Annotated in this window: 25 protein-coding genes; 15 read left to right on the forward strand and 10 right to left on the reverse strand. The window is 70.0% G+C overall.

Annotation, left to right across the window (positions count from 1 at the left end; translation table 11 throughout):
• The 5 genes from ACILQS_RS05785 to ACILQS_RS05805 form a co-directional block, all read left to right on the forward strand.
• The coding region (locus tag ACILQS_RS05785; protein WP_395639162.1) for an ADP-ribosylglycohydrolase family protein at positions 1-1174 on the forward strand (1174 nt) is incomplete at its 5' end.
• Positions 1171-2028 (forward strand): energy-coupling factor transporter transmembrane component T family protein, encoded by an 858-nt coding sequence (locus ACILQS_RS05790; protein ID WP_395639163.1) that lies wholly within the window; start codon positions 1171-1173, stop codon positions 2026-2028. The genes ACILQS_RS05785 and ACILQS_RS05790, both read left to right, overlap by 4 nt.
• A 27-nt stretch (positions 2029-2055) precedes the next feature.
• A complete protein-coding gene (locus ACILQS_RS05795; RefSeq protein ID WP_395639164.1) occupies positions 2056-2637 on the forward strand; it encodes a hypothetical protein in 582 nt (193 codons plus the stop codon).
• A gap of 21 nt (positions 2638-2658) precedes the next feature.
• Positions 2659-2814: a hypothetical protein gene (locus ACILQS_RS05800; RefSeq protein ID WP_395639165.1), complete on the forward strand. Its 156-nt coding sequence runs from the start codon at positions 2659-2661 to the stop codon at positions 2812-2814.
• Positions 2811-4508: an ABC transporter ATP-binding protein gene (locus ACILQS_RS05805; protein WP_395639166.1), complete on the forward strand. Its 1698-nt coding sequence runs from the start codon at positions 2811-2813 to the stop codon at positions 4506-4508. Before ACILQS_RS05800 ends, ACILQS_RS05805 begins: the two co-directional genes overlap by 4 nt.
• Before the next feature lie 62 nt (positions 4509-4570).
• On the opposite strand, the gene ACILQS_RS05810 is transcribed toward ACILQS_RS05805, so the two are convergent.
• From ACILQS_RS05810 to ACILQS_RS05820, 3 genes are read right to left on the reverse strand one after another with little or no spacing between them, the layout of a single operon-like run.
• Positions 4571-5176 carry a TetR/AcrR family transcriptional regulator gene (locus tag ACILQS_RS05810; protein WP_395639167.1) on the reverse strand — a complete coding sequence of 202 codons (606 nt, stop codon included), beginning with the start codon at positions 5174-5176 and terminating at the stop codon, positions 4571-4573.
• 3 nt (positions 5177-5179) lie between these two features.
• Positions 5180-6466, reverse strand: a complete 1287-nt coding sequence (locus ACILQS_RS05815) for an ABC transporter permease (protein ID WP_395639168.1) — start codon at positions 6464-6466, stop codon at positions 5180-5182.
• The gene (locus ACILQS_RS05820; RefSeq protein WP_395639169.1) at positions 6463-7173 is read right to left on the reverse strand and encodes an ABC transporter ATP-binding protein; all 711 of its coding nucleotides are present in this window, start codon (positions 7171-7173) and stop codon (positions 6463-6465) included. The genes ACILQS_RS05815 and ACILQS_RS05820 overlap by 4 nt, the downstream gene beginning before the upstream one ends.
• A 140-nt stretch (positions 7174-7313) precedes the next feature.
• On the opposite strand from ACILQS_RS05820, the gene ACILQS_RS05825 reads away from it, so the two are divergent.
• The gene (locus ACILQS_RS05825; protein ID WP_395639170.1) at positions 7314-8510 is read left to right on the forward strand and encodes an alcohol dehydrogenase catalytic domain-containing protein; all 1197 of its coding nucleotides are present in this window, start codon (positions 7314-7316) and stop codon (positions 8508-8510) included.
• Here ACILQS_RS05825 and ACILQS_RS05830 read toward each other — a convergent pair.
• On the reverse strand, positions 8497-8997 hold the full coding sequence (locus ACILQS_RS05830) for a metallophosphoesterase family protein (protein ID WP_395639171.1): 501 nt from the start codon (positions 8995-8997) through the stop codon (positions 8497-8499). The two genes, ACILQS_RS05825 and ACILQS_RS05830, sit on opposite strands and share 14 nt — an antisense overlap.
• Before the next feature lie 52 nt (positions 8998-9049).
• Here ACILQS_RS05830 and ACILQS_RS05835 point away from each other — a divergent pair, with 52 nt between their 5' ends.
• Positions 9050-9859, forward strand: coding sequence for an LLM class F420-dependent oxidoreductase (locus ACILQS_RS05835; protein WP_395639172.1), 810 nt, complete (start codon positions 9050-9052; stop codon positions 9857-9859).
• Here the strand turns inward: ACILQS_RS05835 and ACILQS_RS05840 are convergent.
• From ACILQS_RS05840 to ACILQS_RS05860, 5 genes are all read right to left on the reverse strand, one after another.
• The gene (locus ACILQS_RS05840) at positions 9856-10536 is read right to left on the reverse strand and encodes an anti-sigma factor (protein ID WP_395639173.1); all 681 of its coding nucleotides are present in this window, start codon (positions 10534-10536) and stop codon (positions 9856-9858) included. The two genes, ACILQS_RS05835 and ACILQS_RS05840, sit on opposite strands and share 4 nt — an antisense overlap.
• The gene (locus ACILQS_RS05845; protein WP_395639174.1) at positions 10517-11074 is read right to left on the reverse strand and encodes an RNA polymerase sigma factor; all 558 of its coding nucleotides are present in this window, start codon (positions 11072-11074) and stop codon (positions 10517-10519) included. The genes ACILQS_RS05840 and ACILQS_RS05845 overlap by 20 nt, the downstream gene beginning before the upstream one ends.
• An 8-nt stretch (positions 11075-11082) precedes the next feature.
• Entirely contained in the window at positions 11083-11694 is a 612-nt protein-coding gene (locus ACILQS_RS05850) for a class F sortase (protein ID WP_395639175.1), read from the reverse strand.
• A gap of 40 nt (positions 11695-11734) precedes the next feature.
• Positions 11735-12589 carry a DUF4397 domain-containing protein gene (locus tag ACILQS_RS05855; protein ID WP_395639176.1) on the reverse strand — a complete coding sequence of 285 codons (855 nt, stop codon included), beginning with the start codon at positions 12587-12589 and terminating at the stop codon, positions 11735-11737.
• 105 nt (positions 12590-12694) lie between these two features.
• Positions 12695-13273: a GNAT family N-acetyltransferase gene (locus ACILQS_RS05860; protein ID WP_395639177.1), complete on the reverse strand. Its 579-nt coding sequence runs from the start codon at positions 13271-13273 to the stop codon at positions 12695-12697.
• Positions 13274-13323: 50 nt separating this feature from the next.
• On the opposite strand from ACILQS_RS05860, the gene ACILQS_RS05865 reads away from it, so the two are divergent.
• From ACILQS_RS05865 to ACILQS_RS05875, 3 genes are read left to right on the forward strand one after another with little or no spacing between them, the layout of a single operon-like run.
• Complete coding sequence (locus tag ACILQS_RS05865; RefSeq protein ID WP_395639178.1) at positions 13324-13545, forward strand: hypothetical protein; 222 nt, start codon at positions 13324-13326, stop codon at positions 13543-13545.
• Positions 13546-13548: 3 nt separating this feature from the next.
• Entirely contained in the window at positions 13549-14076 is a 528-nt protein-coding gene (locus tag ACILQS_RS05870) for a hypothetical protein (RefSeq protein WP_395639179.1), read from the forward strand.
• A gap of 35 nt (positions 14077-14111) precedes the next feature.
• The gene (locus ACILQS_RS05875; protein WP_395639180.1) at positions 14112-15020 is read left to right on the forward strand and encodes a cation diffusion facilitator family transporter; all 909 of its coding nucleotides are present in this window, start codon (positions 14112-14114) and stop codon (positions 15018-15020) included.
• Positions 15021-15034: 14 nt separating this feature from the next.
• Here the strand turns inward: ACILQS_RS05875 and ACILQS_RS05880 are convergent, their stop codons facing one another.
• Positions 15035-15880, reverse strand: a complete 846-nt coding sequence (locus tag ACILQS_RS05880) for a serine/threonine-protein kinase (RefSeq protein ID WP_395639181.1) — start codon at positions 15878-15880, stop codon at positions 15035-15037.
• A gap of 86 nt (positions 15881-15966) precedes the next feature.
• Here ACILQS_RS05880 and ACILQS_RS05885 point away from each other — a divergent pair, with 86 nt between their 5' ends.
• The 5 genes from ACILQS_RS05885 (at position 15967) to ACILQS_RS05905 (ending at position 21260) form a co-directional block, all read left to right on the forward strand.
• Positions 15967-16650 (forward strand): endonuclease/exonuclease/phosphatase family protein, encoded by a 684-nt coding sequence (locus ACILQS_RS05885; RefSeq protein WP_395639182.1) that lies wholly within the window; start codon positions 15967-15969, stop codon positions 16648-16650.
• Between the two features lie 120 nt (positions 16651-16770).
• Complete coding sequence (locus ACILQS_RS05890; protein ID WP_395639183.1) at positions 16771-18162, forward strand: GH1 family beta-glucosidase; 1392 nt, start codon at positions 16771-16773, stop codon at positions 18160-18162.
• Between the two features lie 72 nt (positions 18163-18234).
• Positions 18235-19467, forward strand: a complete 1233-nt coding sequence (locus tag ACILQS_RS05895) for an extracellular solute-binding protein (RefSeq protein ID WP_395639184.1) — start codon at positions 18235-18237, stop codon at positions 19465-19467.
• 67 nt (positions 19468-19534) lie between these two features.
• Positions 19535-20413: a carbohydrate ABC transporter permease gene (locus ACILQS_RS05900; RefSeq protein WP_395639185.1), complete on the forward strand. Its 879-nt coding sequence runs from the start codon at positions 19535-19537 to the stop codon at positions 20411-20413.
• On the forward strand, positions 20403-21260 hold the full coding sequence (locus tag ACILQS_RS05905) for a carbohydrate ABC transporter permease (RefSeq protein ID WP_395639186.1): 858 nt from the start codon (positions 20403-20405) through the stop codon (positions 21258-21260). Before ACILQS_RS05900 ends, ACILQS_RS05905 begins: the two co-directional genes overlap by 11 nt.

Raw genomic sequence — 21260 nt, forward strand, 5'->3', positions numbered from 1 at the left:
CTACGCCGACATCCCGCTAGTCCCGCTCGCCGGCAGGCCGTACTTCGAGCGTTCCGACCTCGACGCCATCCGCGCCGAGCTCGAGCCGTCGACCCCGGCTGCCGCTGTCACCGGGGACGCGCTCGCCGAGAAGATGCGCGGCGCCTGGTTCGGCCGGGTCGCCGGCAACATGCTCGGCAAGCCCGTCGAGTTCGGCTTTCCTCGACTCGCGCTGCGGGCCTACCTCGAGTCGGTGGACGCCTACCCGCTCACCGACTACGTGCCGATCGACCTCGCCAACCGGGCGGCGGTCGGATTCGTCATGGACGGGTTGCTCCCGTACGACAGGCTCGCGCGCGGCTCGGTCGACGGCGGAGTGCGCGACGACGACATCGACTACACGATCCTCGGGCTGCACCTGCTCGAGACCTACGGCGCCGACCTCACCACCTACGACATCGCGCGGGAGTGGCTGACGCGCCTGCCCGTCTACCAGACCTACACCGCGGAGCGGGCGACCTACCAGAACCTCGTCCGCGAAGTGCCGCTCGCCGACACCGGGGAGTTCCACAACCCGTATCGCGAGTGGATCGGCGCCCTCATCCGCGCCGACATCTACGGGTACGCCGCGCCGGGCGACCCGCGCCGCGCGGCGGAACTCGCCTACCGGGATGCCGTGCTCAGCCACCGCGCGAACGGCATCTACGGCGAGATGTGGGCCGCCGCTCTCGTCGCGACGGCGTTCACCGCCGAGTCGCCCGAGGCGTCGGTGCGCGAATCGTTGCGCCACATCCCGGCGCGGTCGCGCCTCGCCGAGGAGATCCGGCGCGTGCTCGACGACCACGCCGCGGGCAAGACCTGGGACCAGGCGTCCGACGAGCTCGACGCCCGGTATGCCGACATGAGCTGGGTGCACACGATCAACAACGCCGGGGCGCTCGCCGCCGCCGTGCTGTGGGGTGAGGGCGACTTCACCCGCACGATCGCGCACTCGGTGCAGTCCGGTCTCGACACCGACTCGATCGGCGCGACGGCCGGATCGTGGGCGGGCGCGTTCGTCGGGTACGCCGGCATCCCCGCGCACTGGCTCGAGCCCCTGCACGGTCGCACCAGCAGTGCGGTGTTCGGTTTCGGTCAGATCGATCTCGACGACATGACGACCCGCACGCTGCGCGTCGTCGAGGCACTGCGGTGACCGCGGTGGCCGCCCCGTCGGCTCACGCCGCCGCGCCGCAGTACGACGAGTTCGACCCGCCGACACGCGGGATCGGGCTCGTGGGCAAGCTCGCGGTGTTCCTCGCGGTGACGGTCGTGGCCGCGACGGCGACCGATCCGGTGCTGCTGTGGCCGCTGCTGGTCGGGATGCTGGTGCTCGCCTTCTCGACGGGCCTCGCTCCGAGGACCGTCCTCGCCGCGGTGAAGCCGCTCGCGCCGGTGATGGTGCTGCTGTTCGCCTTCTCGGCGCTGTTCTACGACCCGTCGACGGCGCGACAGGACTACGCGCACACCGTCTACGCGGTGCTGCTGCAGAGCGACGTCATCGACCTCACCGTGAGTCTCGGCGGCATCCTCTTCGGTCTCGGCATCGTCGGGAAGCTCGTGCTCATCATGGTGGCCAGCATCTACCTGATCTCCACCACCCCGATGGAGCAGCTGCTCGCCGGCCTGCAGGCCATCCGCGTGCCGAACGCGATCGGGCTCATGATGTCGACGGCGATCCGGTTCATCCCCACGATGAACTCCGAGGTCGCGACGATCAAGGACGCCCAGCGTGCGCGCGGCGCCGGCAGCGCGAAGCAGCAGAAGGGACGCGGGCAGGCCGTGCAGGGCATCCTGCCGCTGTTCGTGCCGATGATCGTCACGTCGATGCGACGCGCCGACACCATGGCGATGTCGATGGTGTCGCGCGGCTACGGCTTCACGAAGCAGCGCACGATGCTCGCCCGTCTGCACGTCGGCGCCTGGGACTACGTCGCGGCCGTCCTCGTCATCGCGCTCGTCGCGACCTTCTTCCTCGGTCGGGCGCTGCTCGGCCTCGGAATCCTCTGAAACACCCCCACCCCGAAAGGAAACAGCATGACCAGCAATGACGCTCCGGCTGTCGGCAGTGCCCCGCACGAGGCACGCGTCGTCAAGGCCAAGGGCTTCTTCACCCCGATCCGCATCTCCCGGATGGCGGTCCTCATCGCCCTCTCGGTGGTCGGCGCCTTCGTGAAGATCCCGACGCCGCTCGGCTCCCCGGCCCTCGACTCCGTGCCCGCATACTTCGCCACGATGATGAAGAAGTGGGACTGGAAGGAGGCCGCGGTCATCTCCGTGCTCGCCCGCCTGCTCGCCGCCGCCACCGAGGGCTTCCCCCTCGGCCTGCCGGTGCAGGTCGCCCTCGGCCTCGGCAACGCCTCCTGGGTCGCCGTCGTCGTGCGACTCGCCCGCCTGCGGTTCGGCTACATCGCCGCGATCATCGCAACCGAGGTCTGGGCGGTCGTCATCGTCCTCGCCAGCCCCGCGATGCTCATGTTCGCGCTCGGCGTGCCCTACGAGGCGGCGTTCGCCCTCGCCCTCGCCGGCCTGCCGGCGCTCATGATCGCGGCCGGCATCGCCGTCGTGATCGGTGCCGCTGCCGCGCGCGCCGTCCAGAACACCCCCCTCTCGAAGTAACCGGAACAGGAGCCAGACACCATGGACGTTCTCGCCTATCTCATCTTCGGCATCGCGGTCCTCGGCCCGCTCGTCGGGTATGCCATCTACACCGCGCTGCGCGGCGAACCGCGTCGACCCGACAAGCCCGCCAAGGGCAAGTCGGCCGCGACCACCCCGGGTGGCGCGACGCCGTGATCGACCTGCGCAACGTCTCGTGGCGCTACGACGAAGAGTCCCGCCTGGTGCTCGATGACGTGAGTCTTCACATCGAGCCCGGCGAGTTCCTCGGCGTCGTCGGCGCCACGGGATCCGGCAAGAGCACGCTCGCCTACGCCATCCGCGGCATGATCCCCTCCTTCTTCGAGGGTGGGGTCATGACCGGCGCGGTGACGGTCGGCGACATGAACATCGCCGAGAGTCACCCGCAGTTCTCGTCGGACCTGCTCGGGATGGTGTTCCAGGACGCCGCCTCGCAGGCCTTCGGTTCGACGGTGCTGCTCGACGCGAGTTTCGGCCCGTCGAACCTCGGCCTTCCCCGGACGACGGTCGTCGAGCGCGTGCGCACCTACCTCGACCGCGTGCGGCTCGCGAAGAAGTACTCGCAGTCGCCCGCGACGCTGTCGGGCGGGGAGACGCAGCGGCTCGCGATCGCGGGAGTTCTCGCGATGCAGCCGCAGGTGCTGATCCTCGACGAGCCGGTCGCCGAGCTCGACCCGCACGGCCGTAAGGAGGTCTGCCAGATCCTCGACGAGTTGCGCGCCACGCAGGGGGCGACGGTGATCCTGATCGAACAGGATCCGGATCTCGTCGCCCGCTACGCCGACCGCATCCTGCTCATGTCCGAGGGACGCATCGCGCGGGACGGAACCCCGCGCGAGGTGTTCGCGGATGCGGAGGGATGCATCGAGCTCGGCGTCTTCCCGCCGGAGACCGCGCTCATCGCCCAGCGCGTCGCGCAGCGCTCGGCGGTCACCTTCGCGGAGACCCCGCTCGTCGCGAGCGAACTCGTCCCCGCGCTGCCGGCCGTGACGCCGGCGGCGCCGGGCGCGTCGACCGAGGCGGAGTACGGCGACGTCGTGCTCGAAGCCCGAGGGCTCGGCCACCGCTACCCGACGGGTCTCGATGCGCTCTCTGGCGTCGACCTCCAGGTGCGGCGGGGCGAGTACCTCGCCGTCGTCGGCACCAACGGGGCAGGCAAGACGACGCTCACGAAGCACTTCAACGGCATCCTGCGCCCCACTTCGGGAACGGTGCTCGTCGAAGGGGCCGACATCGCGGGGACCTCCACCCCGGATCTCGCGATGTCGATCGGCTACTGCTTCCAGAACCCGGACCACCAGATCTTCGCCGCGAACGTCGAGTCCGAGATCGAGTTCGGGCTCAAGTGCTACGGCGTGCCGGAGGCCGAGCGGCCGGCTCGGATCGCCCGGATCATGGAGGCGTTCGAGCTCACCGAGATGGCGGAGACCAACCCGCTGAACCTCGGCAAGGGGCAGCGACAGAAGGTGGCGCTCGCGTCGATCCTCGTGCTCGAGCCGAAGATCCTGGTGATCGACGAGCCGACGACGGGACTCGACTGGCAGGAGTGCGCGTCGATCCTCGACATCCTCGACGGTTTCCACGAGCGTGGCACGACGATCGTCGTCGTCACGCACGACATGCGTCTCGTCCGCGAGCGGGCGAAGCGTGTCGTCGCGATGAGCGGCGGGAAGGTCGCCTACGACGGGCCGAGTGCGCAGTTCTTCTTCGAGAGCGACGTGCTCGAAAGTGCCGACATCGAGCTGACCCCGGTCTCGGAACTGGCGGCGCTGCTCGCCCGCCGAGACGGCTTTGCGGCGACCCAGCTGCCGGTCACCGTCGACGGGATGGTCGAACTGCTCGCCGGCTGACGCCACGATCAAAGCAGCCCCGGGCGGGTGCCGTCCGGGGCTGCTCGGCGTTCGGCGGCGCCTCAGAGCAGGCGGGGCCAGATCCACTCGAGTGCACGCAGGCGCTCCGAGAGCGCGGCAGGCGAGGGGAGTGCCGGGGAGCCGTCGCGGCCCGGCTGGATCATCAGGGCCGCGGCCATCGCGGTGATCGTGCGGGCCGACGACTGGATCACCTCATCGTCGACCTCGTCGGGAGAGATCCCCCGGAGTTTGAGCGCGACGAGTTGTTCGACCTCGTGCGCGACCGCCAGGAACCGTGAGGCCTGCCGCCGCATGAGGTCGGGGGAGGCGGAGATGATCGCGAACCGGGCGTGGGCGGCTTCCGGGTCGCGGGTCAGTTCGGGCGGCGGTTCCACGAGGGCGAGCGCCCCCGACAGCACGCCGACTCCCGGGTCCGCAAGGTACTCCCGCGCGCGGGCCTCATCGACCCGGGGAAGGTCGAGGCCGAGGAGGGCGTCTTCCTTCGTGTCGAAGTGGTTGAAGAAGGTGCGCTGGGTGACGCCGACCGCGGCGCAGATGCGATCGACCGTGACGGCGTCGACGCCGTCACGGTCGGCGAGGAGCACAGCCGCCCGCTCGAGGGCCCGCGCGGTGGCGAGCCCTCGAGCGTTGCGGTTGTCGCGAGGCATCCTCTATTCGTAGCGCAGTGCGTCGATCGGCGCCTTCCGGGCGGCGCGGCGCGCGGGCAGGGTCCCGGCGAGGAACGCGATGACGATGATCAGGGCGATCACCCCGGCGAGGGAGGCCGGCTCGAACAGCAGGATGCTGAGGCCGCCCAGCCCGGCGAGGGGTCCGGCGGCGAGACCGGCGCTCAGCGGGACTCCCACGCCGACCGCCACCACAACGCCCAGGACGCTGCCGAGCAGGCCGATGAAGGCGGCTTCGAGGCTGAACAGTGCGAAGATGCGCCGGCCGCTCATCCCCATCGCCTTCATGAGCCCGATCTCCCGGGTGCGCTCCTGCACGCTCATCAGCAGCGTGTTGACGATGCCGAAGGCCGCCGCCAGGAGAGCGATGATCGCGAAGGCGTTCAGCACCCCGGTGATGCCGGTGATGACCGTCTGGATGAGACCGAGTTGGTCGGCGATCGTCTGTCCCGACATTCCGGCGTCGGCGACGCGCTCCTTGAGCGCGGTCACCTCCGCTGCGGTCGCCGTGTCGTCGAACCGGGCGATCGCCACTTGGTAGCGCTCCGGGGTGTCGACCCCGGCCGCCTGCACGGTCGCGAGTTCGGAGGTGAGGGCCGCATTGGCCCCCGCCCCGGAGGTGAGCAGACTCGCGTTCGCGACGCCGACGACGGTCGCCTCGACCGTCTGGGCCTCGCCGAGCACGTCGGTCAGTCCGATCGTGACGACGGTGCCGATCGCCTCCGCGGCGTCGTCGAAACCGAGGGCGTCGACGTAGTCGTCGGGGAGCACCAGCTGTCGCTGGGAGCTCTCGGGGTCGAGCTGCTCCCCGGCGGCGAGATCGGATTGCGCGATCGACGAGGTCGGGGCGATCGAGAGCTCGTAGCGGTCGCTCGTTCCGGCGCGCACCCAGTCGAGGGCGACCGACTGGATCGTCTCGACCGAGAGCACCCCGTCGATTCCTTCGAGCGTCTCGACATCGGCCGGGGTGAGGGCGCCGGTTCCGCCGGTCAGCTGGTTCGGGGTTCCGCTGGAGGCGGTCGACGTGTCCGGGTCGTACGGGGTCGGCCCGTCGCCGGTGGTGGCGGCGGTGGTCTTCGAGACGAGCAGCACGTCGTCGGCGCCGAGCGACGCCACCTGCTTGGTGACGTAGTCCGAGACGCCGGCGCCGACGGCCGTCGTGAGGGTGAGGGTGAACGCGCCGACGAAGAGCGCGAGCGTCGTCAGGGTCGTGCGCAGCTTCGCCCGGAACGTATTGGATGCGGCCGTGCGCACCAGGTCGAGGGTCTTCATGCCGCCACCGCCTCGGTGGTCGCGAAGCGCCCGTCCCGGATGATCAGTTGCCGGTCGCAGCGCGCCGCGAGCTGCTCGTCGTGGGTGACGATGACGAGCGTGATGCCGCGTTCGCGGTTGAGGGCGAACAGCTCATCCTCGACAGCGGCGCCGGTCGTGGTGTCGAGGTTGCCGGTGGGCTCGTCGGCGAAGATCACGTCGGGTTCGTTGACGAGGGCTCGTGCGATCACCACCCGCTGCTTCTGCCCGCCCGAGAGGTCGACCGCCCGGTTGCGGGCCTTCTCGGCGAGGTCCAGGCGCGTCAGCACCTCGAGCCCGCGTCGACGTCGCTCGGTCGCGCCGAGCCCGGCGATCTTCAGGGGCAGCACGACATTCTCGAGCACCGAGGATCCCGGCGTGAGGAAGAACTGCTGGAAGACGAAGCCGAACATCTCGTTGCGGAGGCGGTTCACCTCGCGCGGTGAGAGGCTGCGGGCGTCGACCCCGTCGATGAGCAACTCGCCGGAGTCGGGGGTATCAAGCAGCGCCAGCAGGTGCATGAGCGTCGACTTGCCGGAGCCGCTCTTGCCGACGATCGCGACGGATTCGCCTCTCGCGATCGACAGGGAGACGTCGTTGAGAGCCTGGAAGCGGTCGTTGCCGGTTCCGTAGGCCTTGGACAGGTGGCGTGCCTCCAGCAGAGGAGGTGCCGCAGAAGATGAGTTCATGCGCCAACGGTAAGTAGTTACGACAGTAACTGCATACTCTGCGGGGAGTAGTGGTCGTACGACCAGGGGCGTCCCGCTAGCAGGTGCGCGCGAGAGCGCAAGCCCTCGAATGTCGAAAGGCACCCACGTAGACCTGAGGGATGAGAGCTCTCACCTGGCAAGCCCCCCTCAAGGTCTCGGTCGAAGACGTTCCCGACCCGACGATCATCGACCCGACGGATGTCGTCATCCGGGTGACCTCGTCGGCGATCTGCGGATCCGACCTCCACCTGCTCGACGTGCTCGGTCCGTTCCTGCACAAGGACGACGTGCTCGGCCACGAGCCCATGGGCGTCGTCGTCGAGGTCGGCAGCGAGGTGCGGAACCTCCGCGAGGGCGACCGCGTCGTCATCCCGTTCGTCATCGCCTGCGGCCACTGCTACATGTGCGCCCGCGGCCTCACGACCCAGTGCGAGACCACCCAGAACCGCGACCAGAAGGCGGGCGCCTCGCTCTACGGCTACACCGAGCTCTACGGCCGCGTGCCCGGCGGGCAGGCGGAATACCTCCGCGTGCCGTTCGCCGACGTCAACGCGATGAAGATCCACACCGACCTGCCCGATGAGCGGTACCTGTTCCTCAGCGACATCCTTCCGACCGCGTGGCAGGGGGTCGACTACGCGGCGGTCCCCGCAGACGGGACGCTGCTCGTCATGGGGCTCGGCCCGGTCGGTCAGTTCGCCGCCCGGATCGGCGCCTACCGCGGATACCGGGTGCTCGGAGTCGATCTCGTCCCCGAGCGCCGTGCCCTCGCCGAGCGTTACGGCGTCGAGACCCTCGACGTGACTGACGACCTCCACGCCCGCATCCAGGACCTCACCGAGGGGCGCGGCCCGCACTCCGTCGTCGATGCCGTCGGGATGGAGGCGCACGGCAACCCGTTCGCCGCCTTCGCGCAGACGGCCACGGGTCTCCTGCCGAGTGCGGCGTCGAAACGGCTCGCGAAGACCCTCAGCGTCGACCGGCTGTCGGCCCTGATGGCCTCGATCGAAGCCGTCCAGCGGGGTGGCACCGTGTCGCTCAGCGGTGTCTACGGCGGCGTCGCCGACCCGATGCCGATGCTCACGATGTTCGACAAGGGGATCGGGTTGCGGATGGGGCAGTGCAACGTGCAGCGCTGGATTCCGGACCTCTGGCCGATCGTCGAGGACCCCGCCGACCCCCTCGGCGTGATGGACCTCGTCACCCACCACGCCTCGCTCGAGGAGGCGCCCGCCATGTACGACCTCTTCAAGAAGAAGGAGGACGGCTGCATCAAAGTCGTGCTGCACCCGGGGGAGCAGCTCAGCGGTCGATGACGAGAAGCTCCGGGTCGCCGATCGCGCCGTCACCGAGCGTCAGCCGCATGACGGTGGCGCGCGGCTGACGACGACGGTCGGTCGGCGACCCCGGGTTGAGCAGGCGCACGCCGCCCGGGGTCGTCGAGTCCCACGGGATGTGCGAGTGGCCGAAGACCAGCAGGTCGGTGTCGGGGTAGGCGGCATCCATCCGTCGCTCCCGCCCTTCCTTCGATCCGGTCTCGTGCACGACGGCGATCCGCACCCCGTCGATCTCGACGCGTGCGACCTCCGGCAGCCGGTCCCGCAGCACGCCGTGATCGTTGTTGCCGAACACTCCGACCAGCCGTGCGGCGCGGGCGTCGAGGCGGTCGAGGAGGCCGGCATCCGTCCAGTCGCCCGCGTGGATGACGACGTCCGCGGCGTCGACCTCGGCCCACACCGGCGCGGGGAGGTCGCGGGCGCGGGAGGGCACGTGGGTGTCGCTGAGCAGCAGGAGTCGCGTCACGGATCCAGTCTCGCCGGGAAGAGACCGGTGACGCGAGACGTTGCCCAGAGGGATGACTACCTCGAGCCCCACCCGTCCCATCCGCCTCGGCGTCCAGATCGCCCCGCAGCACGCCCCCTACGAGAAGATCCGCGACACCGCCGCACAGCTCGAGGAGATGGGCGTCGACATCCTCTTCAACTGGGACCACTTCTTCCCGCTCAGCGGGCCGCGTGACGGCCTCCACTTCGAGTCGTGGACGATGCTGGCCGCGCTCGCCGAGCAGACCCGCCTTGTCGAGATCGGCGCGCTGGTGAACTGCCACAGCTACCGCAACGCGAACCTGCAGGCCGACATGGCCCGGACGATCGACCACATCAGCGCGCACGGCACCGGCACCGGCCGCTTCATCTTCGGCACCGGATCCGGCTGGTTCGAGCGCGACTACGACGAGTACGGCTACGAGTTCGGCACGGTCGGCAGCCGACTGGATGCTCTCGCCCGCGACCTGCCCACCATCGAAGACCGCTGGGGGAAGCTCAACCCGGCCCCCACCCGCGACATCCCGATCCTGATCGGCGGCGGAGGCGAGAAGAAGACCCTCCGCATCGTCGCGCAGCACGCCGACATCTGGCACAGCTTCAGCGACGCCGAGACTCTCACCCGCAAGCTCGGGATCCTCGCCGAGCACGGGGCGGCCGTCGGGCGTGACACCGCGCAGATCGAGATCTCGGTCGAGGTCGGCAAGCAGAGCACGGCGGATGCCGACGACCTGCGGGTCCGCGGAGCGACGCTGTTCACGCTCGGCATCACCGGCCCCGACTACGACCTGTCGCGCATCCCGGAGTGGCTCGCCTGGCGCGACGGGATCAACGCCGGCTAGACCCCCGAGAGTTCCCCTCGCACGATCGAGTCGCCGGAGTGCGACGGGTCGCCGTCGAAGGGCTCCTCGGAGACATCCACGAGGGCGAAGCGGTCGAGGTCGAGGCCGTCGGGGATCGTGAAGCTGCCGTCCGATCCGCGCAGTACCCCGAGGCTCACCAGTTGCGAGGCGTCGGAACTGATCAGCCACACCTCGCGGAAGCCGTCGGCATCCGGAGCGGTCAGGGTCACGTCGACGACGCGGCCGCCGTCCGCGCGCTCGGCGACCACGGCCTCGCCGAGGGCATCCGGCCAGTCGGGGAACGGGTCCAGGGTCGCCGACGCGAGCACGGTCTCCGGCGGCGGAGCGAGCACCGTGCCGATCGTCACGCCGCCCGCGATCACGACGGCAGCGGCGGCGACGGCGGCGACGGGCACGACCCACCGGCGGCGTCGCAGCGGGATGACGGGTGCCGACGTGAGGTCGAGCTCGCTCTGGATCGCCGCCCAGACGCGCGGGTCGGGAGCGAGGAGTTCGCCCGAGTCCAGCGTCGACCGGCCGACCGTCACCGCGCGGCGCAGGTTCTCGAGTTCGACCCGGCACTCGGCGCACTCGGCGAGGTGCTCGCGGTCGGCGGGGCCGCCCGCCTCTTCGCCGAGGGCGAGCAGGGCCAGGAGCTCAGGATCCACGTGGTTCATGGGTCACCTCCAGTCGGTGTCGCATCCTCTGGAGGCTGCGCCGGATATGGCTCTTGACCGTGCCCAAGGGTATCCCCAGGCGTGCGGCGATCTGCTGGTGCGTGAGGTCGTCGTAGAAGGCCATGCGGATGATTCGTTGCGCGTCCGGTTCGAGGTGGGCGATCTCGTCGGCGACGAGCAATTCGTCGGCGACGTCGACGGCGGGGGAGACGAGGTCGGCCGGCGCGGACACGGCGGCGAGCTGCTCGTGAAGGCGGCGCACGCGGGCCCGGGCCTCGTGCGTGTCGGCGATCTTGTTCTTCGCGATGCCGACCAGCCACGCGGAGAGCCGCGCCCGGGTCGGGTCGAAGCCGGTCCGTCCGGTCCAGGCGGCGACGAAGGTCTTCTGCGTGACGTCCTCCGCGTCGCCGACGTCGCCGAGCGACCGCACGGCGAGGGTGTAGACGAGCGGCGCCCAGCGCCGGTAGGCGTCATCGAGCGCACGGTCGGCACCCGCGCGGAAGTCGCGCGCGATGCGGTCGTCGTCGAACTCGGTCATGAGCGCCCTCACGGTGCCACGGGTGTCGCCACCACGATGACATTGTCGCTGTAGCGGAAGGCGTCGCGGTCGAACTGCCCGCCGCAGGTGATCATCACCAGGCGCGGGGCGCCGTCGCGTTCGAAGATCTCGGCGAGCGGAACCTCCCGCTTGAGGATGCTGGTGACCGACTCGATCGCGTAGCGCACCTGCCGGCCGCCCTCCACCGTGACGACGACCTCGGTACCGGCCGGAAGGCCCTCGAGGGCGGCGAACGGTCCGAGCCCGTAGCGGGCGGAATCGACGTGGGCCGAGATGACCGTCGTGCCGGCGTCGCTCAACGGATCGGGGCCGAAGCGGTACCAGCCGGCGACGGTGACCTCGTCGGGCAACTCCATGTAGCCGTCGGCCTCCAGCCCCACCGGGACGACGGGCACCGACACGCCGGCGGCCGGCACGTCGACGCTCACCGGAGGTCGGGGGGTGCGCACGACCTGGGTCTCGCCGCTGACGATCGGCACGTCGGGGACGGCGGTGGCGCGAGTGGGTTCCGGCGCGGGGGCGGGCTGCTCGGCCGGGGCGGCCGAGCAGCCCGCGAGGAGCACCACGAGGCCCACGGCGAGGGTGAGTCGTCGGATCATCGGGGTGCTCCTTCCGGGTGCTTCGGTGATGCGGGGACGATCAGTCGTTCGACGTGCGGACCGCGCGCAGGCGCGCGACACCGATCGCCGCGGTCGCGAGCAGGGCCAGCAGGGCCGCCGCCGCGAGCGCGCCGAAGCCGAGCGTGCCGGCGTCGGGGTCGGCCACGAGGCCGCCGGTGCCCGAGTTGACGCCCCCGGGGGTGGAGTGCAGGCCCGAGATCGACTGAGTGATCAGCTGCAGATCGTTCGTGCCGGTCGAGCCGACCGCGTAGACGATCACGTTGGTGCCCTCGACGATCGTGACCGGCGCGGCGGTTCCCGACGTCGGGATGATGATCGGGCTGGCGGTGCCGGCACCCGCGACGCCGGCGGTGATGTCACCGGCCGGAAGCAGGGTCGAGGCCTGCTGGCCGTTGGTGACGTTGTCGAAGGCGATGGCGCCATTGGCGACGATCGCGACCGCTCCGGCACCCGCGGTGTGACGCACCGTCAGGCGACCCTGGCCGGCCGGGATGGTCGAGATGTCGTTCTCGAACACGCCGAGCGTCGGAGCGCCCGCGGCGTCGTACTGGGCGACGAGCGAGATGCTCTGGTTCGCCGGAACGGTCGCGGCGGGCACGTCGATCGCCGGGGTGTCGACGGCGGGGTCGTCGTTCGCCGCGAACACCTGGATCGCGTAGTCGGCCGCCGGCAGGTCGAGCGGCCCGGCGACGTCACCCGGGGCGAAGTCCTCGAGGGTGAGCGTGCCGTCGACGTAGACATCCACCGTCAGGCCCGGGATGCCGTGCACGACGTAGACATCCGAACTGGTCGCCGAGATGGCCTGCGCGGGGGTGGCGACGACGGCCGTCGCGAGAAGTCCGACGCCGAGGCCGGAGAGAAGCTTGAACCGCATGAGTGTCCTCCTTGGGGGCAGGCGGACTTCGCCTGTCGAAGAGCACTTCCGGCCGAGTGGGTGATTCGGATGCAGGTCGACCGAAGATTCTTCGAACGGGTCGGATCAGACTTCGCGCCGCATCACCCATCTCCATTTGGCGATCTTGCGCACCCGCTCGAACCCGAAACCCGCGTACAGCGACTCCGGTCCGGTCTGGAAGTAGGCGCCGCGCTGCGGGGGCCGATCGGCCTCCTGCTCGGGGTAGGCCTCGACGAGTCCGCCTCCGGCCGCGGCGATCTCGGCCAGCGCGCCCTCGACGGCGGCCCGGGCGACACCCCGGCCGCGGTGCTTCGACCCGGTGAAGATGCACGCGATCCGCCAGTCGGGCAGCCGGTCGAGTTCGCGCTCGTACGCGGCTCGGTTCTTGATGTTCGGCAGCTCCGGCGGGCGACCGAACTGCGCCCAGCCGACGACGTCGTCGCCGTCGTAGACGAGCACCTGGTGCACCGTGCCGGCGCGCGCGTGCGCCTCCTTGGCTGCCCGGTTCGCCTCGGCGCTCGGCGGATTCGCGAAGCCCTCCGCGTGGAACCCCATGCACCAGCAGCCGCCCCAGACGCCGTTGTTGGCCTCGACCAACGCGGCGAAGTCGGGCCAGGTGTCGGCGTCGAGCAACCGCGTGGTGAGGGCGGGCCCGTCCGGCATGCCGACAGTGTCCCACGAGGCTCCGACGCCTCCGGGGTTAGCCTGAGCGGATGGCCGACACGAACCTGAGCACGAAGGACTCCGTCCGTACCTGGCTCAAGCATCCGGTCGGCGGCCCGCTCATCCGCGAGGCGCTCGCCGAGGCGGGCGTCGACGAGAAGGTGCTCGCGCCGGTGTCGTTCTTCTCCCTCGAGCGGGTCGTCGGCATGGCGGGCGACCGCATCCCTCCCGGGGTGATCGACGAGCTCGTGGCGCGCACGAACGCCGCCTGACGGATGTCGAGGCGGATCGTCGTCGGCGGGGCGCTCGTCGCCGTCACCCTGGCGCTCACTGGATGCGCGAGCGCAGAAGTCGACCCCGTCCTCTGGCGGCAGATGGCTCATCATCGTGACCTGTTGGGCGAGACGTTCCGATCGGTGCTCTTCGTGCCGTCCGACGAGTTCGAGACGCAGTACGCCGAGCTCATCCCCGGGCGCTGGTGGGACGGCCGGGCGGATCCCGCGGATCTCGGACTCGAGAGCGGCGGACTTGTGTACTTCGACTTCGTGGGTGGGGACGCGCCGTCGTTCGGGATGGTGATCCACAGCGGGCCGCGCGACGCCGAGGCCGACCCGTTCGTCGATGCGGACACGCCCTACTCCGGGCCCGACGCCGTCTACACCTGCGCCGGGGTCGCATTCGAGTCGTCGACGGAAGGCCGGCTCTCGGCCTATGGCGTCGACGAGAGGCCGTGCCCCGACGAGATCAGGACGATGCTCGACGGCGCAGCCGAGTACCGCCCGCTCGCGGACTTCGCCGGCTGAGTGCGCGCGCCCGCCGACGGGTGAAGGATGGGAGCGTGTCGGTCGTCATCGCGTTCCTGGCGAACATCGCGGTGGCGATCGCGAAGACCGTCGCGGCGGTCCTGACCGGCTCGGCGTCGCTCGTCGCCGAGGCGTTGCACAGCTGGGCGGATGCCGGCAACGAGGTGTTCCTGCTCGTCGCCGAGCGCTCGGGGCGTCGCCCACGCGACCGATCGCATCCGCTCGGCTACGGGCGCGACGTCTACTTCTGGTCGCTCTTCGCGGCGTTCGGCCTGTTCGCCGTCGGCGCGGCGCTCTCGATCGTCACCGGCGTGCAGGAGCTGCTCGACCCGGAGCCGGTCACCGACTACCTCGTCGGTTACGTCGTGCTCGCGGTGGCGGCGATCCTCGAGGGGGTGTCGCTCACCCAATCGCTGCGCCAGGTGCGCCGCGACTCCGCCGCGGTCGAGCGCGACGCCGTCGATTACGTGGTCAACGGCTCCGACGCCACCCTGCGCGCCCTCGTGTTCGAGGATGTGGCGGCTCTCATCGGCCTCGCTCTCGCGGCCGGCTCCCTCGCGCTCCACCAGGTGACCGGTGACGCGTTCTTCGACGGGCTCGGGTCGATCCTCATCGGGGTGCTGCTCGCGGTCGTCGCGGTCCTGCTCATCCAGCGCAACCGCCGCTTCCTCGTCGGCGCCTCGCCGCCGGACGCGGTGCGTCGTGCCGTGCTGCGCCAGGTGCTTCGGCACCCGGCGATCTCGCGGGTGACCTTCCTGCACCTGGAATTCGTCGGCCCGGGTCGCCTGCTGGTGATCGCCGCAGTCGACCTCGTCGACGACGACGTCGAGTCGGTCATCGCGGTCCGCCTGCGGCAGCTCGGGGCCGACATCCAGCGCCAGGATCATGTCGAGGTTGCGGCACTGACCCTCGCGCTGCCCGACGAGCCCTCGCTCGAGCCGTAGCGCCGCCCGGCGGACTAGGTGGTGTGCTTGCGCAGGATCTGACGCACATGGCCGAGCACCTCGAGGGCGGACGGCCGCTGCGCCGGATCCTCGCGGATCATCGCGGCCAGCAGAGTCCGCCAGGGCTTCGGCACACCCTTGGGGACCTCCGGCTCCGCCCCGACGCGCGACATCGCGGCGACCGCGTCGCTCCCCGGGAACACCCGGACTCCGCTGAGGCATTCGACGAGCACGAGACCGAGCGAGAAGATGTCCGACGCCGGGGTCAGCCGCTGCGCGAGAACCTGCTCGGGGCTGAGGTACGGCACCGTCCCGTCGACGAATCCGTCTTCCGGCGGCTCCCACTTCTCGCCGTCGACGGCGAGGCCGAAGTCGGTGAGCCGGGCGCGCGGGCGGGAGAACTCCGACCCGTAGTCGACGAGCAGGATGTTCGCGGGCGACACGTCCCGGTGCACGATGCTGCTGCGATGCACGTACTCGAGCGCCTCGGCGATCTCGAACGCGATGCCGCCGACGATCTTCGGAGTGAGGGCGGCATCGTCGATGAGCTTCCGCAGGCTGCTGCCGGTCACCAACTCCATCACGAGGAACGGCCGGGGATCGTCGGGGGAGGACTCGTCGATCCCGGCGTCGAGCACCGAGACGATGCCGTGGTGACCGCCCAGCCCGGCGAGCACGCGCAACTCCTCCCGGGCCCGGTCGAGAGACTCCTCCGATCCGGCGAGGAACACCTTGATCGCGACGTCGCGCCCCAGGTGGACGTCCCGCGCGCGGTACACGGATGCCGACCCGCCGCGCGCGATGAGCGTGTCGGGCCGATACCGCTCCAGCAGGAGCGGGGCGTTGAGTTCTGTCGTCACGACGGTGTCCTCGGGGCTGCTGTGAATCTCAGAGTATCGGCGTCAAGCCCGCGCTCGCGGCGGCTTGACAGGCCTACCGTTGTCCGGTGCGCACACTCAGCTACAACCTCGAGAAGCACAAGGCCGCCGGGGAGCTCGTCGCCCTGACCGAGGCGTACGACCTCGACATCCTGTGCCTTCAGGAGGCCGTGACGACCGAGCTGCCCGACGAGCTCGGCCCGCTGCATCTCGCCGACGCCACGCGGCGCAACCGTCTCGGCCTCGCGATCTATCACCGCCGCGACCGATACGAGTCGCTCGAGACGAAGGCGTATGCGCTGAAGAAGGGGTGGCACGACCGGATCGCGGCGCCCGCGCACGAGCGGCTCCTCGCGGCCCGGCTGCGGGATGTCGCCGAAGGCCGCGAAGTGCTCGTGGCGTCGTTCCACGCCTCGCCGCTGACCGCGCTCAACTCGCTCCGCCGTCATCAGATCTCCTCCGCGCACGCGCAGCTGCGGGATTTGGGCCCCGGCCTCCCGGCCCTGATGGTGGGCGACTACAACTACCCGCTCGGCAAGGCCGGCCTCGGGCGTCGGATGACGACGAGCGGGTACGACCTCACCCTCAGTGACGCCCGCACCTACACCCGCTACAAGGTGCTGCGCGGGCACTTCGACTTCGCCACCAGCGCGGGGATGGAGATCCACGACATCGAGACGTTGCCGCGCGGGGCATCCGACCACCTGCCGATCGTGGTCACGTCGAGCTACCGCGCGGCCGACGCCGCCTGACCCCACCCTCCGCGGCCCGCGTGGGGCGCCGCACGATCGCGCCTTGACATTGTTGGGCTAGTACTTATTATAAGTCGTGTAAGAACTAGTCCCTTCTGATGCCCGCCGGAGCGATCGACGATGACCCGACCCGAGGATGCCGCCTGGCTCCGCGCATTCCCCCACGATTTCCGCTGGGGACTCGCCACCGCGGCGTACCAGATCGAAGGCGGAGCGACCGAAGGCGGCCGGGGCCTCAGCATCTGGGACACCTTCGCGCACACGCCCGGACTGACCCAGAACGGCGACACCGGCGACGTCGCCTGCGATCACTTCCACCGCTGGCCCGCCGACCTCGACCTGCTCGTCGACCTCGGCGTGCGCGACTACCGGCTCGGGCTCTCCTGGACGCGTCTGCAGCCGGCCGGCACCGGCCCGCTCAACCCGGACGGAGTCGCGTTCTACCGGGCGCTGCTCGGCGGGATGCGCGACCGCGGCATCCGCCCGCTCGTGACGCTGTACCACTGGGATCTGCCGCAGACGCTCGAGGATGCCGGCGGCTGGCCGATCCGCGCCACCGCCGAGCACTTCGGCAGCTACGCGGGCCTCGTGCTCGAAGCGCTCGGCGACCTCGCCGACGACTGGATCACGCTCAACGAACCCTGGTGCAGCTCGTTCCTCGGCTACGGCTCCGGCGCGCACGCCCCCGGCCGGAAGGACTATCGGGATGCCGTCGCCGCGGCTCACCACCTCAACCTCGCGCACGGCCTCGCGCTCCGCGAGATCCGCCGGGTGCGCCCCGAGGTGCGGGTCGGCACGACGAACCTCGTGCTCGACATCGTGCCCGCCACCGACAGCCCCGCCGACGCGGTCGCCGCCGTGCGCCTGGATGCCTTCCACAACCGGGTCTTCCTCGACCCGGTGTACCTCGGGGCGTACTCGCCCGCCGTGTTCGAGACCCTCGGCCGCTACGGCTTCGAGCAGCACATCCGCGAGGGCGACCTCGAGGTGATCTCGGCGCCGACCGACTTCGCGGGGGTCAACCACTACCAGCGGGTCACCGTGCGCGCCGACCCGACGGCGCCGTTCGGTTTCGCCGACACCCCCGCCGAGCCGGCGACGACGTCGTTCGGCTGGTCGGTCATCCCCGACTCCCTCCGGTCGGTGCTCACCCGGGTGTCGCGCGACTTCACGACGCTGCCGCTCTACGTGACCGAGAGCGGTGCGAGTTACGACGACGAGGTCGTCGACGGGGCCGTGCACGACGCCGAGCGCGTCGCCTACCTCGACGGCTACTTCGCCGCGGCCGCCGCCGCGATCGACGAGGGCGTCGACCTGCGCGGCTACTACGTCTGGTCGTTCCTCGACAACTTCGAATGGGCCGAGGGCTACGGCAAGCGCTTCGGCCTCGTGCACGTCGACTACGCCACGCAGGTGCGCACCCCGAAGGACAGCGCCCGGTACTACCGCGACGTGATCTCCGGCTTCCGAGCCTCCCGACACCAGGACGCCGCGATCCCCGCGACGACCTGACCCCCACGGGTGCGAGCCTGGATGACGCGCACCCCGCACCACCGCAACCACAACGCAAGAAAAGGACACTCAATGAAGAGAGCAGCAACCACCGCACTGGCGGCCGTCACGGCCGTCGGTGTCGCGCTGGCCCTGGGCGCGTGCTCGTCGCCGGCGGAGACCGAGGCCGACGGCCCGCTCACCGTCTGGGTGATGGGCGACTCCGGTGCCAACTTCGAGGCGCTCGTCGCCGACAGCGGCATCGAGGTCGAGGTCGTCGCAGTGCCCTGGGACGCCATCGACGAGAAGCTGACCACCGCGGTCGCCTCCGGCTCGGGTCCCGACCTCCTCCAGATCGGACTGTCCAAGCTCGCGACGTTCGCCGAGGCCGGCGCGCTGCTGCCGCTCGACGACCTGATCGGCGACTACCCGAACCTCGACCCGGCCAACTTCCCGGCCGGCGTGTCGGGCGCGGCCACGGCCGTCGGCGGCGAGATCGTGAGCATCCCGTGGACGTCGGACACCCGCGTTCTCTTCACGCGCACCGACATCCTCGCCGAGAACGGCATCGACGCCCCGCCCGCCACCTGGGACGAGGTGCGCGAGGCCGCCGAGATCCTCGCCGGTCGTGGTGAGGGCCAGTACGGCTACTACATCCCGCAGTGGGATGCCCCGCTCCCGATCGAGATGACCTGGAGCATGGGCGGCGAGGTCGTGGATGCCGACGGCAACGTCGACTTCGACACCCCGGAGTTCCAGGCCGCGGTCGACGTCTACACGGGTCTCTACGCCGACGGCTCGGTGCCCACGAACGGCGACTTCGACCAGACCCAGGGCTTCGTCTCCGGCGTCGCGCCGATGCTCGTCAGCGGCCCGTACCTCGGCCGCGGGATCGCCGACTCGGCGCCCGAGCTCGACGGCAAGTGGCAGGCCTCCCCGCTCCCCGCGGGCGACGGCGGATCGATCTCGCTGTTCGCGGGCTCGAACCTCGGCGTGTGGTTCAACACCGACCAGCAGACGGCGGCGCTCGAGCTGCTCGACTACGTCTCGGACCCCGCGCAGCAGCTCGCCTGGTACGAGCTGACCGGTGAACTGCCGACCGCGAGCGCCGCGCTCGAAGACGACGGCCTCAACTCCGACCCGAACGTCAAGGTCTACACCGATCAGCTCAGCACCGCGAAGGTGCTGCCGATCGTGGCCGGCTGGGACGGCATCGTCGGCACCGAGCTGCTCAACGCGCTCAACGCCATCGTGCTGACCGGCGCCGACCGGGACGCCTCGCTCGAGGCGTTCTACGCGAAGATCGACGGACTCGCCGTCAAGTAGTACCCGAGGGGTGGGGCCGCCCGGCCCCACCCCTCCCTCTGCCCGCGCCGACCGGAAAGGACTCAGGATGCGCAGCCGCCTCGCCCCGTACCTGTTCGTCTCGCCGGCGATGGTGCTGCTCGTCACCTTCGGCATCGTGCCGATCCTCGTCGCCGCGGTCATCAGCACGACGAACATGAACATCTCGGCGTTCGCCAGTTGGGACAACGTCGACTTCGTCGGCGTCGACAACTACGTCACGCTGTTCGCCGACCCCGACTTCTGGCAGGCGCTCGGCAACACCGGACTGTTCGCGATCGTCGGCGTGCCCGCGATCGTGCTCGTCTCGCTGTTCGTCGCGATCCTGCTGAACCGCAGGCAGACCGCCTTCTTCCGCGCACTGCGCGCCTTCCACTTCATCCCGGCGATCACCGCGATCGTCGCGATCTCGCTCATCTGGGGCTACCTCTACAACACCCAGTTCGGCCTGCTGAACTACGGGCTCTCGCTCGTCGGGATCGAGCAGGTGCAGTGGCTCTCCGACCCCTGGCTCTCGAAGTTCTCGGTCGCGCTCGTCGCCGTCTGGCGCGGCACCGGGCTCAACATCATCATCTTCCTCGCGGCCCTGCAGAGCGTGCCGAAGGAGTACCTCGAGGCGGCATCCCTCGACGGGGCGAGCGAGGCGCGCACCACCTTCTCGGTGACGATCCCGCTGCTGCGCTTCGCGATCTTCTTCGTCGCGATCACCACGACGATCGCCTGGCTGCAGTTCTTCGACGAGCCGTTCGTGCTCACCGACGGCGGACCGCTGGGAGCGACGACATCCGTCTCGATCTTCTTGTACAAGGAGGGGTTCCGGCTCAACCAGTTCGGCTACGCGAGTGCCGGATCGATCGTGCTGTTCGTCATCATCGCCGTGATCACCCTCATCCAGCTGCGCCTGCGGAGGGCCGACGATGAGTACTGAGCTGCTGCGTCACCGCCGGGCCGGCACGCGGTCCGGCGCCCGCCGGATGACCGTCGCGATCGGCGCGGTGCTCGCCGTCGGCGCACTCATCACCGCGTTCCCGTTCCTGTGGATGCTGACCACCTCGCTCAAGCCGCAGCGCGAGTCGATCGACTTCCCGCCCACGATCGTTCCGCAGGAACCGACCTTCGAGTGGTACCTGCGGCTCTTCACCGAGCTCGACTTCGGCACCTACCTGCGTAACACCGTCATCGTCGTCGCGATCGGCTTCATCGGGCTGCTGTTCATGGCGATGGCGGGCTACGCGTTCGCGAAGTTCGACTTCCGCGGACGTCGCTGGATGTTCTTCATCGTGCTCGCCACGATGATGATCCCGATCCAGGTCACGATGATCCCGACCTACCTGATCCTCAACGGGCTCAAGCTCACCAACACCCTCGTCGGCATCGCGCTGCCCACCCTCGTCGGCGGCTTCAGCATCTTCCTGTTCCGGCAGTTCATGTCGACGATCCCCACCGAGATGCTCGAGGCCGCGCGACTCGACGGCGCGGGGGAGTTCCGTATCTTCTGGCAGATCGTGCTGCCGATGTCGCGGCCGATCCTGGCCGTGCAGGTCGTGCTGACCTTCATCGCCGGCTGGAACAGCTTCCTCTGGCCGCTCATCATCGCGAGCGACCAGAAGCTCTACACCCTCTCGGTCGGCCTCTCGCTGCTCAATCAGCAGCTCGCGGTGAATCCCTCCCTCCAGATGGCGGCGGCGTCGGTGATGGTCGTGCCGATCCTCTTCGTCTTCATCGTCTTCCAGCGCTACGTGATGCAGGGCTTCGCCCTCTCCGGATTGAAGTGA

Origin of the sequence: Pseudolysinimonas sp., from assembly GCF_044239695.1 — a bacterium.
Lineage (GTDB): Bacteria > Actinomycetota > Actinomycetes > Actinomycetales > Microbacteriaceae > Pseudolysinimonas_A.

Bases quoted from the DNA above. Each gene is read 5' to 3' on its own strand.
- ACILQS_RS05825 (WP_395639170.1), top strand. From the start codon at position 7,314: ATGAGAGCTCTCACCTGGCAAGCCCCCCTCAAGGTCTCGGTCGAAGAC.
- ACILQS_RS05835 (WP_395639172.1), top strand. From the start codon at position 9,050: ATGACTACCTCGAGCCCCACCCGTCCCATCCGCCTCGGCGTCCAGATC.
- ACILQS_RS05895 (WP_395639184.1), top strand. From the start codon at position 18,235: ATGAAGAGAGCAGCAACCACCGCACTGGCGGCCGTCACGGCCGTCGGT.
- ACILQS_RS05890 (WP_395639183.1), top strand. From the start codon at position 16,771: ATGACCCGACCCGAGGATGCCGCCTGGCTCCGCGCATTCCCCCACGAT.
- ACILQS_RS05855 (WP_395639176.1), bottom strand. From the start codon at position 12,589: ATGCGGTTCAAGCTTCTCTCCGGCCTCGGCGTCGGACTTCTCGCGACG.
- ACILQS_RS05820 (WP_395639169.1), bottom strand. From the start codon at position 7,173: ATGAACTCATCTTCTGCGGCACCTCCTCTGCTGGAGGCACGCCACCTG.
- ACILQS_RS05795 (WP_395639164.1), top strand. From the start codon at position 2,056: ATGACCAGCAATGACGCTCCGGCTGTCGGCAGTGCCCCGCACGAGGCA.
- ACILQS_RS05845 (WP_395639174.1), bottom strand. From the start codon at position 11,074: ATGACCGAGTTCGACGACGACCGCATCGCGCGCGACTTCCGCGCGGGT.
- ACILQS_RS05840 (WP_395639173.1), bottom strand. From the start codon at position 10,536: ATGAACCACGTGGATCCTGAGCTCCTGGCCCTGCTCGCCCTCGGCGAA.
- ACILQS_RS05860 (WP_395639177.1), bottom strand. From the start codon at position 13,273: ATGCCGGACGGGCCCGCCCTCACCACGCGGTTGCTCGACGCCGACACC.
- ACILQS_RS05865 (WP_395639178.1), top strand. From the start codon at position 13,324: ATGGCCGACACGAACCTGAGCACGAAGGACTCCGTCCGTACCTGGCTC.
- ACILQS_RS05905 (WP_395639186.1), top strand. From the start codon at position 20,403: ATGAGTACTGAGCTGCTGCGTCACCGCCGGGCCGGCACGCGGTCCGGC.
- ACILQS_RS05850 (WP_395639175.1), bottom strand. From the start codon at position 11,694: ATGATCCGACGACTCACCCTCGCCGTGGGCCTCGTGGTGCTCCTCGCG.
- ACILQS_RS05815 (WP_395639168.1), bottom strand. From the start codon at position 6,466: ATGAAGACCCTCGACCTGGTGCGCACGGCCGCATCCAATACGTTCCGG.
- ACILQS_RS05810 (WP_395639167.1), bottom strand. From the start codon at position 5,176: ATGCCTCGCGACAACCGCAACGCTCGAGGGCTCGCCACCGCGCGGGCC.
- ACILQS_RS05900 (WP_395639185.1), top strand. From the start codon at position 19,535: ATGCGCAGCCGCCTCGCCCCGTACCTGTTCGTCTCGCCGGCGATGGTG.
- ACILQS_RS05870 (WP_395639179.1), top strand. From the start codon at position 13,549: ATGTCGAGGCGGATCGTCGTCGGCGGGGCGCTCGTCGCCGTCACCCTG.
- ACILQS_RS05800 (WP_395639165.1), top strand. From the start codon at position 2,659: ATGGACGTTCTCGCCTATCTCATCTTCGGCATCGCGGTCCTCGGCCCG.